The 14,457-nt window shown below is 41.9% G+C and carries 15 protein-coding genes; 5 read left to right on the top strand and 10 right to left on the bottom strand.

What is annotated here, in order from left to right:
• Positions 1 to 122: 122 nt before the first annotated feature.
• From ftsA to F885_RS08900, 7 genes are all read right to left on the bottom strand, one after another.
• Entirely contained in the window at positions 123 to 1,385 is a 1,263-nt protein-coding gene (ftsA, locus tag F885_RS08870) for a cell division protein FtsA (RefSeq protein ID WP_004803607.1), read from the bottom strand.
• A 61-nt stretch (positions 1,386 to 1,446) separates the two neighbouring features.
• On the bottom strand, positions 1,447 to 2,304 hold the full coding sequence (locus F885_RS08875; RefSeq protein ID WP_005201594.1) for a cell division protein FtsQ/DivIB: 858 nt from the start codon (positions 2,302 to 2,304) through the stop codon (positions 1,447 to 1,449).
• A 6-nt stretch (positions 2,305 to 2,310) separates the two neighbouring features.
• Entirely contained in the window at positions 2,311 to 3,237 is a 927-nt protein-coding gene (locus F885_RS08880; RefSeq protein WP_005201595.1) for a D-alanine--D-alanine ligase, read from the bottom strand.
• 91 nt (positions 3,238 to 3,328) lie between these two features.
• Entirely contained in the window at positions 3,329 to 4,780 is a 1,452-nt protein-coding gene (gene murC, locus F885_RS08885) for a UDP-N-acetylmuramate--L-alanine ligase (protein ID WP_005317368.1), read from the bottom strand.
• A 13-nt stretch (positions 4,781 to 4,793) separates the two neighbouring features.
• Positions 4,794 to 5,891: an undecaprenyldiphospho-muramoylpentapeptide beta-N-acetylglucosaminyltransferase gene (gene murG / locus F885_RS08890; RefSeq protein ID WP_017402156.1), complete on the bottom strand. Its 1,098-nt coding sequence runs from the start codon at positions 5,889 to 5,891 to the stop codon at positions 4,794 to 4,796.
• A gap of 229 nt (positions 5,892 to 6,120) precedes the next feature.
• Positions 6,121 to 7,065 (bottom strand): glutathione synthase, encoded by a 945-nt coding sequence (gshB, locus tag F885_RS08895; protein ID WP_005317365.1) that lies wholly within the window; start codon positions 7,063 to 7,065, stop codon positions 6,121 to 6,123.
• Positions 7,066 to 7,290: 225 nt separating this feature from the next.
• Positions 7,291 to 7,770, bottom strand: a complete 480-nt coding sequence (locus F885_RS08900) for a glutathione peroxidase (RefSeq protein WP_005317362.1) — start codon at positions 7,768 to 7,770, stop codon at positions 7,291 to 7,293.
• A 178-nt stretch (positions 7,771 to 7,948) separates the two neighbouring features.
• Between F885_RS08900 and F885_RS08905 the strand changes: the two genes are divergently transcribed.
• The gene (locus F885_RS08905; RefSeq protein WP_005317359.1) at positions 7,949 to 8,401 is read left to right on the top strand and encodes a MarR family winged helix-turn-helix transcriptional regulator; all 453 of its coding nucleotides are present in this window, start codon (positions 7,949 to 7,951) and stop codon (positions 8,399 to 8,401) included.
• On the top strand, positions 8,402 to 8,623 hold the full coding sequence (locus F885_RS08910) for a DUF3565 domain-containing protein (RefSeq protein WP_005317356.1): 222 nt from the start codon (positions 8,402 to 8,404) through the stop codon (positions 8,621 to 8,623).
• Here F885_RS08910 and F885_RS08915 read toward each other — a convergent pair.
• Positions 8,593 to 9,492, bottom strand: a complete 900-nt coding sequence (locus tag F885_RS08915) for a hypothetical protein (protein ID WP_005317353.1) — start codon at positions 9,490 to 9,492, stop codon at positions 8,593 to 8,595. The two genes, F885_RS08910 and F885_RS08915, sit on opposite strands and share 31 nt — an antisense overlap.
• 159 nt (positions 9,493 to 9,651) lie before the next feature.
• Here F885_RS08915 and F885_RS08920 point away from each other — a divergent pair, with 159 nt between their 5' ends.
• Positions 9,652 to 10,371: an SDR family NAD(P)-dependent oxidoreductase gene (locus F885_RS08920; protein WP_005317351.1), complete on the top strand. Its 720-nt coding sequence runs from the start codon at positions 9,652 to 9,654 to the stop codon at positions 10,369 to 10,371.
• Positions 10,372 to 10,375: 4 nt separating this feature from the next.
• Here F885_RS08920 and F885_RS08925 read toward each other — a convergent pair whose 3' ends face one another.
• Complete coding sequence (locus F885_RS08925; protein ID WP_005317348.1) at positions 10,376 to 11,212, bottom strand: GNAT family N-acetyltransferase; 837 nt, start codon at positions 11,210 to 11,212, stop codon at positions 10,376 to 10,378.
• A gap of 329 nt (positions 11,213 to 11,541) precedes the next feature.
• On the opposite strand from F885_RS08925, the gene ddlA reads away from it, so the two are divergent.
• Entirely contained in the window at positions 11,542 to 12,651 is a 1,110-nt protein-coding gene (gene ddlA / locus F885_RS08930; RefSeq protein WP_005317345.1) for a D-alanine--D-alanine ligase, read from the top strand.
• 70 nt (positions 12,652 to 12,721) lie between these two features.
• On the opposite strand, the gene pyrE is transcribed toward ddlA, so the two are convergent.
• On the bottom strand, positions 12,722 to 13,372 hold the full coding sequence (pyrE, locus tag F885_RS08935; RefSeq protein ID WP_005317342.1) for an orotate phosphoribosyltransferase: 651 nt from the start codon (positions 13,370 to 13,372) through the stop codon (positions 12,722 to 12,724).
• A 42-nt stretch (positions 13,373 to 13,414) separates the two neighbouring features.
• Here pyrE and F885_RS08940 point away from each other — a divergent pair, with 42 nt between their 5' ends.
• On the top strand, positions 13,415 to 14,239 hold the full coding sequence (locus F885_RS08940; protein ID WP_005317339.1) for an exodeoxyribonuclease III: 825 nt from the start codon (positions 13,415 to 13,417) through the stop codon (positions 14,237 to 14,239).
• The last annotated feature ends 218 nt before the right edge of the window (positions 14,240 to 14,457 follow it).

Genomic DNA, 14,457 nt, shown 5'->3' with positions numbered 1-14,457 from the left:
GTTACTGCCCTGATTTTTAAACAACTGATGTTTAGGATGCTGTTCAATAATAGCTAGCTTGTCAAGTACAGTGGCTGATTTAGAACAACTTCCTAACAAATTTTCCCAAAAATAACTACAACTTAAAAGATGGCCTTTAATTTGCTATTTAATGCATTCCAACCATTGGCAACACGATCAACAAAACTACGATCATTTGCTTCTTCTGGCTCTTCAACCGTATCTTGCAAATCACTTTGGCTAAACATCAACAAGCCAGATGCGGTTGCGTACATTGAACGACGCAATGCAGCTAAATGCTGATCATCTGCATACACCTGTAATGGCGGATTGCCCAAATGCGCAGACACCCCCAACATTCGACGCGCCAAATTCACCATACCTTCAATTTGACACGCATCACCTGTCAGTACCACACCATGATAGAGACCATGAATCGCACCGCTATGTTCCAATTCTTCACGGATTAAAGTGAAGATTTCTTCATAACGCGCAATGATGATTTCTGCAAGCTCAATACGACTGATGGTTTGCGTACCATCAATCCCCTGCACCTGAATCATGTGATCAGGTTTCACCACACTCAAGTCAACACAACCGTGTAAAATCTTGATGCGTTCCGCTTCTTCTGTGGTGGTCTGCAAAACGGCAGCAATATCACGCGTCACATTCTCACCACCACGTGGCAAGGTTCGTGCCAAAGCCAAACGGCCATCTAGATATACCGCGATATTGGTAATACCCGCGCCGATGTCGACCAGACACACGCCATATTCTTTTTCATCTTTGAGCAGACTGGCTTCAGCGGTTGCCAAGCAAGACACCACCATTTTCTCCACCCCGATATTCGCCCCTTTCATGGCACGATCAAGGTTTTGCATGGTGCTGATCGGCATCATCATTAACTGATAATGCCCAGTCATACTATGCGCCGACATATTGACTGGGTTTTGTACCCACTCCGCTGAATCACCCAACTCGAAGCCCAATGGCACAGCACTGGCAAGATAGTAATCTGGCGATACATGACTGGCTTTCGCCAACTCTAACGCACGCACCACTTCATTTGTCGTAATAATATGATCGTGGTTTGCAACAGGCGTACGGCCTGAGGCATAAAAACTTTGTAATTCAGTACTTGGAATCGACACCCACGCACTATGAATACGACACTCAGCCATATCCTCAGCTTCGGATACCGCATTCTTAATCGCCGCAATGACCTTGTCTAAGCTAACAATCTTGCCTTTAACCATACCTCGGTTGCGAGCAGTTGCCATGCCAATGACTTGGATCTTATCTGGTGCATGGATCTTACCAATCAAAACTGAGACTTTATGAGTCCCAATATCAATCGCAACAACTGAGGGAACAGCTTCACTCATTACTTCAATACCATATCTTTAGTGTTGTTTAGGACGATTGCCCTTTATTTTAAGCCACGTATTATGGCTTTGCCTGAATTGCCCCTGCAAGGCTTGTGTCATCAATCGTTACAACTAACTGACCGTTGACAATCTTCGGCGGAGCTGCGTTTTTCCACTGAATGGCAAGACCATTCCGATAACGCAAATCGATTGCCGTGATTTTTGACCATACAGGTTTTAAATCCGTTTGTGCCAAATGGCTTAAGCGTTGCAGCTTATTCATAGTTTGATCTTGGTCTACAATAATCCGTAAGCCCGAATCAAACTGCATGAACCACGTCATACGCTCGGTTAAATACAATTCTTTTAATCTCAAATTCGCTGGATGAAATAACTGATTAATTTCATTATAGCGACGCATCATCATTTTGGATTGGCTGGCTGGCCCATGTAAAAGCGGCAAGTTTGGATGTGCTGTTGGCACCGCCTCACTAAATACATCGCCATTGTCACTGAGCAAACGCCCTGTTCCCCAACGTGCAATCGCATGGCGCGGCATCACCCGTACCCGAATTGCATTTGGCCAAGCCCGTGACACCACCACACGATCAACCCATGACACTTTTAACGCTTGATCTCGAATTTGTTCTAAATCTGAAGTGAAATAGTTATCTTTAATAATTGGACTCAGATATTGAACTAACTGTTGGTTCTCAATATCAGAATTGGTTCCAACCACCTGCAACTGCGCCGCTCTTGCATCGGTCATGACTTTATATAAGCCAAACAAACCCAATGCCAAAACAGCAAACGCAATCACCAGCAAGACCCAACCGCCCGCATTCACCATTTTTTGTTTAGGCGAAGGCGGTTTCTCGTGAATCGAGCTAATGGCTGGCCGCGTTTTACGGCGCATCGAGGCAGGAAGCTGAGCCATAAATCGTTAAGCCGACGTAGCTAAGGTTTGCTCTAAAATCGCAACACAGAGCTGATCAAAGTTATAACCCACTGCTTGCGCCGCTTTTGGCACCAACGAGTGGCTGGTCATTCCTGGAACGGTATTCACTTCTAATAACCAGAAGTTGCCCTGCTCATCTTGCATCGCATCAATACGGCCCCAACCTTCTGCACCCACCGCTTGGAATGCGCGTAAGCACAATGCTTGTAAGCTTTTCTCTTCCGACTCGCTTAGACCGCAAGGAATACCATATTCCACATCATTACGCTGATACTTTGCTTCATAGTCATAGAAGGCAACGTCTGCAGGTGGCTGTAAACGAATCACGGGTAATGGTTGACCATTTAAGAATGAAATGGTGAATTCACGACCTGTGATCCATTTTTCTGCCATCACTACCGCATCATGCTGAGTCGCTTTTTCAATTGCCGCAGCAAAATCTTCAGCTTTCTCAACCTTGCTCATGCCAACACTTGAGCCTTCATGTACAGGTTTGATAATGACTGGCAAGCCCAATTCAGCAATCACGGCATCCAGATCGGTATCTTTAGTGACAATACGATAAGGTGCTGTTGGCAAATCACTGCCTTGCCAGATTTGCTTGGTTTTAACTTTGTCCATACCGATCGCAGAACCTTGCACACCCGTACCGGTATAAGGAAGGTTTAGCCACTCCAATACACCTTGGATCTGACCGTCTTCACCACCACGACCATGTAATACGATAAAAGCGCGATCATAGCCAACCAATTCAGTCACACTACGATCTTGGGGGTCAAATGCTTCTGCCTGAACGCCCGAACGTAATAACGCCTCTAAAACAGCTTGACCGCTGTCCAATGACACAGCACGCTCAGCCGACTTCCCACCAAACAACACAGCAACTTTGCCGAATTTTGCAGCATTTGACACGTTTATATCCTTAAAAAAACTTCATATATTCTATTAAATCTCTCCCCGCCTCCCTTTAAAAAGAGAGGGGTTCCCCCTTTAACAAAGGGGGTTAGGGGGATTTGGCATACAAGCGATGCTGAGCCAATTCTACCGAAATTGCGCCAACGTTACCCGCGCCTTGTGTTAATAACAGGTCATTTGCTTGTAACACTTTTTGTAAAACGTTTGGTAAATTGCCTTCCACTGGATCAACCAAAATCGGTTCAACATCACCACGTAGACGAATACTACGCGCCAAAGCACGACTATCAGCGCCCACAATCGGCTTTTCACCTGCTGGATAAACTTCCAGTAATAACAACTGATCCACTTGCGATAACACATCAACAAAGTCATCAAAACAATCACGGGTACGGCTAAAACGGTGCGGCTGGAACAACATCACCAAACGACGGTCTGGATGGCTGGCACGCGCTGCTTTAATGGTTGCTTCAACTTCTTTTGGATGGTGACCATAGTCATCCACCAATTTTACTAAGCCTTCATCAACCTCAAATTCACCCTGAACTTGGAAGCGACGACCAACACCACTAAAGCCTTCTAAGGCACGGCAAATCGCGCCATCAGACACGCCTTCATCAGTCGCTACACCAATCGCAGCCAATGCATTCAAGACATTATGCAAACCTGGTTGATTGATAGTAACGCGCAATGGCTCACGGTCTTTACGCAATACGGTAAAATGCGACTGCATACCTTCTTGCGCCACATCCACCGCACGGATGTCATTGTCTTCAGCAAAACCATAGGTTAAGACTGGACGACCCACGCGCGGCAGAATCTCACGGATATTGGCATCATCGCCACAGACCACAGCCAACCCATAAAATGGCAGGTTATGTAAGAACTGGATAAAGGTATCTTTTAGCTTATCAAAGCTGCCTTCATAGGTGTCCATATGATCCGCATCGATATTGGTCACGATCGCAGCCATCGGTTGCAAATACAAGAAAGATGCATCTGACTCATCCGCTTCTGCCACGATAAAACGGCTTTCGCCTAATGCAGCATTTACACCTGTGCTATTCAGCAAACCGCCAATCACATAAGTCGGATCAAGGTTTTCTTCCGCCAACATGGTGGTCAATAAGCTTGTCGTTGTGGTTTTACCATGTGTTCCCGCAACCGCAATACCATGACGGTAGCGCATCAACTCACCCAACATTTCCGCACGACGCACGATTGGGGTACGTTGTTCGATAGCTGCTTTAATCTCTGGATTTTCAGGATCAATCGCAGTCGACACCACCAATACATTGGCATTTTTAATATTGTCAGCTGAATGGCCAATAAATACTTTAATACCATTCGCTTCGAGTTGAGCTGTGGTTTTCGACGCTTTAATGTCTGAGCCTGAAATTTTATAACCTTGGTTACTCAATACTTCGGCAATACCGCACATCCCCGCACCACCAATACCAACAAAGTGGATATTTTTAATACGGCGCATTTCTGGCACTTTAATCAGCTTTTTGGCTTGGTTTGGATTTGTAGGAGACATAAATAAACTCGAATTACAATTTTTTAATCAGATCAACCACATGCTGTGTTGCATTCGGTTGTGCTTGTTGACGTGCTTTTACAGCCATTTCAGAGAGTAGCTGACGATTTAATAAGGTCGCTAATAACTCATCTAAAACAGCAGGTGTCATGTCTGCTTGCTGGCAAATCTTAGCTGCGCCAGCATTGGCCAAGAATTTCGCATTTGCTGTTTGGTGGTCATCCACCGCAATCGGTAAAGGCACAAAAATCGCCGCCAAACCTGCGGTTGCCACTTCCGTCACCGTTAAAGCGCCAGCACGGCATATAATTAAATCTGCTTCACTATAGGCTTTTGCCATATCGTGAATAAAGGGTTCCACTTGAATATCCAAACTCGCAGGTGCACCTTGATACAATGCACGTGTGGCATCTTGCTTGTTTTGACCACACTGATGGAACACCTTCAGCGGAACATTGACCTTTTTCAAAGCCTCAGGCAAACGCTCATTCAATGCTTGTGCGCCCAGTGAACCACCAACAATTAAAAGATTGATGGGCAATTGTTCCTGTTCACGGGTTTGATAACGCCATGACGGATTTAAAATCGCTGTAATCTCCGCACGCACAGGATTACCTGTGGTCACGACTTTATCACTGTTTGCAAATGTATTTGGAAAAGCCTGACACACGGTCTTGGCAATACGTGCCAATTGGGTATTGGTAAATCCTGCAATCGCATTTTGCTCATGAATCAGCACAGGAATACCCAGCAAACGTGCAGCTAAGCCACCTGGACCTGCCACATAACCACCAAAACCCGCCACAGCATCAATCTTGAGCTGCTTCATATAGCGCATGGCGCTGAGCGTGGCTTTTAAAATTTTAAACGGCGCACTGAGTTTACGAACCAAGCCATTACCGCGTACACCTTGAATATCAATTTGATAAATTGGAATATTTTGATCTTTCAGCAACCGATTTTCCATTCCCGTAGGCGTCGCTAACCAAGAGACTTGGCAGCCTTCCTGTTGCAGCTGTTTGGCAACAGCAAGCGCGGGAAACACATGCCCACCTGTACCTGCGGCCATCATCATGACATGTTTGGGTTTGTTCTGCGGTGAATTGGTCACGGTCTAATTCTTCAACTCAAAAAAAGAAGGTTATCGTCTATTGTTTTCGGAAGTTATTTTAATCCTAAAGTTTCATTCACGAAAAGCGAATTTCACCTGTTTACAACAGAAAGCTGTGCTTTTTTCGATTCTTTGTTAAAAACAAGGTTCTGCCAATATACAAAAGCCCATTTGCGTCCAAATTTTGATGGAATACAAACGGGCAATTCGGTCAAAAATGCAACTTTTTTTAGTTTTTAGGACCTGCTTCTAAAACATCGAAAAGATCGTCGGCAATCGAGGTGCCAAATTGCGCATCAATCTCACGGATACAGGTTGGGCTGGTCACGTTAATTTCAGTCACATAGTTACCAATCACATCCAAACCAACAAAGACCAGACCTTTTTCACGCAGGAAGGGCCCGACTTTTGCCGCAATCAATTTATCATTTTCAGTCAGTGGGCGGGCCTGACCTAAACCACCTGCCGCCAAGTTACCACGCACTTCGCCATTTTGCGGAATCCGTGCCAAGCAATATGGAATTGGCTCGCCATTGACCATCAAGATGCGCTTATCGCCTTCGACAATTTCAGGGATATAACGTTGCGCCATAATTGGACGCGTGCCCATTTCCGTGAGCATTTCCAAGGTCGAACCAATGTTCACGCCATCTTGGTATAAACGGAAAATCCCCATACCGCCCATGCCATCCAAAGGCTTCACAATCACATCACCATGTTCTTTGATAAATTCACGAATCAGGCTTTGTTGTGAGGTCACCAAAGTGGGTACTTGTAATTCAGGGAATTGGGTCGCGAACAACTTTTCATTACAGTCACGTAGCGATTGTGGTTTGTTAATAATCCACACGCCTTCACGCTCGGCTTGTTCCAGAATGTAAGTGGTATAAACAAAATTCATGTCGAATGGTGGGTCTTTACGCATCAACACCACATCGTAATCGGCCAACGACTCTTTGCGCTGCTCGCCCAACTCATAGTAATGGTTATAGTCTTCAAATACTTTTAGTGGTGAGATCAGGCCAAAGGCTTTGCCTTGGTCGATATATAAATCGTGTTGTAATGCATAACCCAATTCATGTCCGCGACGGCTGGCCGCCCATAACATCGCCATGGTTGAATCTTTTTTAAGATTCACAGTTTCAATCGGGTCCATCACTACAAGTACACGCATAATCTGACGCTCGTATTTTTAATCTTGGCAAAAAGTATAGCGAAGTTTGCGGTCAATCGTGAAACAAGTTGTATAAATCTTAAAGATTAAAAAATCTATTTTGTTCAATTAATTACAACATATTAAAAATATTCAGCTTTATGATTTAATTTGTTTCGGATGAGGAAATCACCAGTGGATACATCGTAGACCAGTCATTTCCATTTTCCTCATTTTTCAGCCTATTTATCGCAAAAGCTTTTGAATATCTTTGGCAATTTTTTCAGGTTTGGTGATGGGAGCATAGCGTTTGACCACTTCCCCGTTTTGATTGATCAGGAATTTGGTGAAGTTCCATTTAATGCTGCTGCCTAACAGGCCTTTAGCTTCAGAAGTGAGGTATTGATACAAAGGATGTGCGCTTGGGCCATTCACATCGACCTTGGCAAACATCGGAAAAGATACGCCATAATTACGTTGACAGAAGCTGCCAATTTCTTCATTGCTGGATGGATCTTGGTTGGCAAATTGATTACATGGAAAACCAAGAATCACCAGACCTTGCTGTTGATAGTCCTGATATAACTTTTCCAAACCTTCAAATTGTGGCGTTAGACCACACTGACTCGCCGTATTCACCACCAATAAAACTTTGCCTTGGTAATCGGCGAGGTTCTTTTGTTCGCCTTCTAACAGTTCAGCCTGAAAATCATAAATCTTGCTCATAGATGCTCTCTCTTCGATCCAATCGTGGATGTACTCAAAATCGTTTGCTGAATCATTCAGCCTGCCTATTTAATATTGCACACAATCACCTTGTGTACAAGTTAATTATGCGCAATATACTTTTTATGCAATCCCATTTATACTGAATGTTCAACAACCGAGTCGAGGACAAATCATCATGGCTGAAGTTTCATTTTTGGATAACCAAGTGTGTTTTGCCATGTATTCCGCGACCAATGCGATGATTCGCCAGTACCGCCCTTTACTTCAGGAATATGATCTAACCTATCCGCAATTTATTGTATTGCTGGCTTTGTATGAGCAGGACAATGTGATGTTGTCTGAAATTGGACAAAAGACTTTTTTTGATTCTGGAACGCTGACACCGATTATTAAAAAACTCGAAGAAAAACAGTTTTTAAAGCGTGTTGCGGTCAAAGAAGATGAGCGAATGAAAAAAGTGATTTTGCTGGAAAAAGCACTGATTTCAAAAGATGAAATTATCGCAATTCCGTTTAAGCTCGCCTGCTCATTGGGTATGGACCCAAATGATCTGCTGGCGATTCATAACTTATGCCATCGTTTTTTAAAGGGTTTGGAACAATCTAAACTCGAGAGTCAGGAAAATTAAATGCAGCAAGCGATTGTCGGTTTTCATCTCGATGAAGAAGCTCATTGGATAGCTGATCTTGCTTGTGGGCATGGGCAGCATGTACGCCATGATCCGCCGTGGCAGAATCGCCCTTGGGTGTTAACCAAACAAGGGCGCAGTAAGAAATTAGGCGTGATGTTGGAATGTAAGAAGTGTGAGGAAGAAAATACTCAATATGATCGTTTTAATAACCTTATTTGATAATCCGCAATACGGTTTAGCTTTCGGGTGTATATAGGAAATTGCTGTTGTAGATAAAGTAAAGCATCTGCCAGTGTCACCTGATGCAAATTTTTACAGGTCCCAAATATTAAATTATCTAAAGTCAGCATGAACTGTGTTAGATCGCCCTCCAAGCTTTGACTATAAATATCCGCATCCAGCTCATCCTCAGGATCCTCTAATGGTGTAGTAGCCTGTATGTGTAGATGGAATTTAAACTTTTGCATTAATTCAGATGGAATTTGATTTTCACACCGCATCAACCAAGTAAGCGTAATTAAATTATGTCCGAAGAAACTAGGTTGATGTATACATTCGTTAAGTAAACTTTGAAAAGTGATATTTTGATCAAAGGATTCAGATAGGATTTGTTTGCTTGTATTACCAAAAGTGGAGGTTAAAAATTCTGTAAAACGATCTAAAAAAGGATATATCTGTTTTTCATTCAACTTAGGCAGCAAAGTCTGGAAAGATAATAATATCGTTACATTATGAGATAAATATTCATTATTCGAGGCAGCTGATTTTATATAATGATCAAAAATATTTTTAAATCCATAATTGCGATACCATTGATATAATGCTGAATATGCAACAGGATAAATACTTCTATTCAATATGCTTTGAATACGAGGTAATGAAAATTTTGTATCATGACTATCTTGAGTAAATGAGCGCACATTATATACTTCACTTTGAAAAATTAATTTATCAGCTTGCTCCCAGATAGCATTATTTCCCAAAACTGTAAAAATATTTTTCGCAGCCTGATAAGATTTTATTGCATGGGGCTGATGAATCGTCGCACTATAATTCAATGCTCTTTCTAATAATTCATCTTCAGTCATAAGAACCTAGTTGATTATATCTTTTTCAAATTACATTCTGATAATCCACCAAATTCCTCATATTATCAATAGCACCACCCTAGTATTCCAATAACTCTTGACCTCAAGTTAACTTGAGCTTTTATAGTGACCTTTTAATCTAAAAATACGGATAGATGGATGGATAACTCAAATAAAACGTTTCTCATATACGGCGTCAGCAAAGGTCTAGGCAAAGCCATTGTTCAAGCTGTACCAAAGCCAACAGATACCATCTACGGCGTATCTCGCAGCCAACCACAAGAAACTCCAAACTTAAACTGGATTTGTGCTGATCTATCCAAACCAGAGCAGGCTGTAAGCGACGTAAAGACAGCAATTGGACAACAAAAACTTGATGTGCTGATTTACAATGTCGGCATTTGGGAACAACAAGCTTTTAGCGACAACTATAATTTTGAAAATGTTCCTGCTACTGAAATCAACCAAATTATTCATACCAATATCAGCACCTGTATCCTGTCGATTCAATCTCTTATTGAAAATCTAAAACTCTCCGATAATGCCAAAATTATTCTGATCGGCTCCACTTGGGGTGTTGATAATCATAACGGTAAAGAACTTGTTTTCTCGGCAACCAAATTTGCATTAAGGGGCATTGCACAATCACTACGTGAAATCTTGCGTGAGCACTTGATTGGGGTCAGTGTGCTGAACTTGGGCTATCTGGCCAGTGAATATGAAATAGATAAAGCTACACAAGATGTTTTAGAACAAACCGAATACTCTCTCATCCCTTTAGCCGATGTGATTCAGGCGATTCATTTTATTCTTTCAACCAGCAAGGCAAGCTGCGTTAAAGAAATCCTGATGCCTGCGATGTTGGACCAGAATGTTTAGCTGTTTATGAATACTCCAAATAGCCAACATAAGATGAACCAATACATTCAAAGCCCATTTGTCGGTACAGTTCTATTGCAGAGGTGTTATCTATATCGACAACGAGGTGTGCCGTACGCCCACTCTCAATGATTTGATTGACTGCAAACGCCAAAACACACTCAGCATAGCCCTGCCGACGATAGGCAGGAAAGGTATACGTTCCGCCTAGACTGACTAAACGATGAGTTTCAATCCCGAATCGGACGATTGAGACAATCTGACCATCAACCTCATACACAACAACTTTCGCTTGCTGAATAAGTACATCCCAATCAGATCGTTCATCTACCGAGCGTTCTTGGTTGTATAAGTGCTGATATTCAATCAGACGAGGAATATCTGAAGTAATCGCTAAACGGCCACTTGTCTGTGGGAAACGACGTGTACAGACCATAATCCATTGATCATACTGTCGTAATATGCTCACTTGATGCCCTGCCACAGAACGCAATACATCACGGCCAAAAGATGTAGTGACAATTCGAAGTGGCTGGAGTTTAAGAATCTCTGAACAAAGCAATCCAGCAGAGCTGCTTTCCTCAGGTAACCAAAAACAAGTCCCTCTGGCAAGTATGGCTGCAACACCGAGGAGCTCATCAGGCTGGTTAGAATCATATAGTCTTAACAGCTGCCACTGTGTATCAATCACTTGTGTCCGATCAAGAAATACGGTGATCCCAAGAGAGTGATAAAATCGAGCATCTAGCCATTGAGAAATGAGTTGGCACTCACTTTGGGATGTAAAAAATCCTCTTATAATTTTCACATCAGGATTTGCCTGCTCAATCTTGTTTTTCACTTTTCTTTTCTCTAACTCTGGTTATATCAATTTGAAACAAATGAAAATATCTTTGATATCCAAGCTAAGTTAATTTTCAACAATAAGCTAAATATTTTAATTCTTTATTTTATTAAAAGATTATTGAGCTTTAGCTAACCTAGAAATGAAGAAAAATATATCGTAACCAATAGTAATCAATCATTCTGTAATGGCTTCCCTTCTCCCTTGATATTCAGATAAATTTAGCTAAGTGTCACAAATATTAATCATGATGTTACATCATTCAGAGGTACATTAAGGTTTAGTTTTTAGTCGAAAATTTAGTAAATATTTAAGGAAATATAGGAATGCAGAAGAAAAATATTGGCATTATATTTGGAGGAAAGTCTACCGAGCACGAGGTTTCGCTTCAGTCTGCAAGAAATATTGTTGATGCAATAGACCGAGAAAAATTTGATGTGACATTGATCGGTATCGATAAAAATGGAATATGGCACCTGAATGAAAGTACTCATTTTTTATTAAATTCAGATAATCCATCTCTCATTTCACTGCATCAATCAGGACGAAATATTGCGTTCATTCCAGGGAAAAATGAAAAACAAATCATAGAGTTTCAAAACAAAACGCTATCGCAATTGGATGTGATCTTTCCGATCGTTCACGGAACACTTGGAGAAGATGGCTCATTGCAAGGATTGTTAAGAATGGTGAACCTTCCATTTGTTGGTTCTCAAGTCCTCAGTTCTGCCATGTGTATGGATAAAGATATAACAAAAAGATTATTAAGAGATGCTGGCTTAAATATTACCCCCTTCATAAAGCTAATGAAGAAAAAAAGAAAAGATATCAGCTTCGAAATTGCAAGTTCACAATTAGGCTGCCCTTTATTTGTTAAACCCGCTAATCAGGGTTCATCAGTAGGTGTGAGTAAAGTCAGCACTCAAGATGAATTTGAAACAGCTCTAGATACAGCGTTCATTTACGACAATAAAGTTTTGATTGAACAAGGAATTAATGGCAGAGAAATAGAATGTGCCGTTATCGGTAACGATGAGCCTTCAGCAAGTGTTTGTGGGGAAATTGAGCTTGAAGATAGCTTCTATTCGTATGACACAAAATATATTAATGATAAAGGTGCAACAGTAACCATTCCCGCAAACATACCAAATGAAATTAGCGAAAAAATTAGAGAGATCTCAATCAAAGCTTATGAAGTTTTGGAATGTACAGGACTTGCAAGGGTTGATGTTTTTTTAACAAAAAATGGAGAAGTTTTTATTAATGAAATAAATACTTTACCGGGTTTTACGAATATAAGTATGTTTCCAAAACTATGGGAAGCGAGTGGACTAAGTTACTCTGACCTCATTACCCGTTTAATAGAGTTAGCGATTGAATATCATGAAAATAACGCTCAACTACAAAATACAGTCTCTTTAAACAAGATAGAGTAATCGTATTTTCCCGCTCAAACCAAAGAATAAAAAAGGAAGCCTCAGCTTCCTTTTCGTTTACATCTAAAACTTAGATGCCATATTTTTCACGATACGCCTGCATATTGGCCAAAGCGTCTTTTTCGCCTTTTGTATCCAGATAATCCATCAAATCTTTCATAGTGATCAATGCATGAACTGGAATTTCGAGTTCTTTTTGTACTTCCTGAATCGCAGAAAGTTCACCTTGACCACGTTCTTGACGATCTAGCGCAACCAATACACCTGCAATTTCAGCACCTGCATTCTTTAAGATCGTAACAACTTCACGAATCGCTGTCCCCGCAGTGATCACATCATCAATGATCCAGACTTTTTGACCTGCAACCGATGCACCCACCAACACACCACCTTCACCATGATCTTTGGCTTCTTTACGGTTAAAGCCCCAAGGTACGCTTTTACCGTGCACTTGAGACAAGGCCACCGCTGTTGCTGCGACAAAAGGAATTCCTTTATACGCTGGGCCAAAAATCACACCAACATTGTCGCACTGCACTAGTTTATCGGCATAGCCTTGCGCTAACAAAGACAGTGCTTCACCATCGTTTAACAAACCTGCGTTAAAGAAATAAGGACTGACACGGCCTGATTTTAAGGTAAACTCACCAAATTTAAGCACTCCACGTGATAATGCGAGTTCGATAAAAGCTTGCGGATGAAATGACACAGGCGTTGTCATATTAAAGTGCTCCAAATTCTTCAATTGAGGTTAAACAGACGTATGATACCAAAGGATAGCTATCCAAGTGATGTAAAAATTCTTCGAGTCGTTTCAATTAACGTAAATGGCTTGCGCTCATCAGTCACCAAAGGCCTACTCGAATGGTTAGAACAGTCGGGTGCCGATGTGGTGTGTATGCAGGAAAGTCGCATCACCCATGAACAATGGACCGATAAATTTAAACCTGAAGGTTGGTATACCCACCTGTTTCCTGCTGAACGCGCAGGTTATGCAGGTACGGCGATTTATAGCCGTCTGCCATTCGTGTCAGTGAAAGATGGTCTAGGCTTTGAACTGGCTGATTCTCAAGGGCGTTTTACCACAGCTGAATTTGATTTAGGGCTGTCACAAACTGTTCATATTGCCTCGTTATACTTGCCATCAGGATCAAGCGGTGACGAAGCGCAAGCACGCAAAGACGTGTTTTTACAAGAATACGCCAAAATACTCAAACAGTGGCGAGATGAAAATAAATCAATCATTGTCTGTGGGGATTACAATATCGTGCATAAACGCATCGATATTAAAAACTGGTCAGGTAACCAGAAATCTTCTGGGGTTCTGCCACATGAACGTGCTTGGCTCGATCATATGTATGACGAGTTAGGTTATGTGGATACTTTCCGCGAAGTTCGCCCTGAAGCAGAATTGTATTCATGGTGGTCAAATCGCGGTCAAGCGCGTGCGAAAAATGTTGGGTGGCGTATCGACTACCATGCCTGTTCTCCAGACTGGAAAGCACGCACAACAAATGCATGGGTGTATAAAGAACAATGGTTTAGTGACCATGCACCCGTGATTATCGACTATAAAATACACGAATAAGTGAACACTTGTTCACTTTGATCGCTTCTTTAGCTTACATAACTTGTCGCTTTTGTGTATTTTTATTTCGCATCTAGAACGGCATTATAGCTTCACGGCACAGGGAAGCGGTCAGGATGACCAAAAAGGGATAGGACGCCGTAGGAAGATAAAATAAACTTAGATTAAGTTTATTTGCATGGATGAGACATTGGACGTTGAAATGAGACCCGCATAAT

It is taken from the genome of Acinetobacter higginsii, assembly GCF_000369845.1.
GTDB lineage: Bacteria > Pseudomonadota > Gammaproteobacteria > Pseudomonadales > Moraxellaceae > Acinetobacter > Acinetobacter higginsii.
This window is presented reverse-complemented; position numbering and strand designations above follow the sequence as displayed.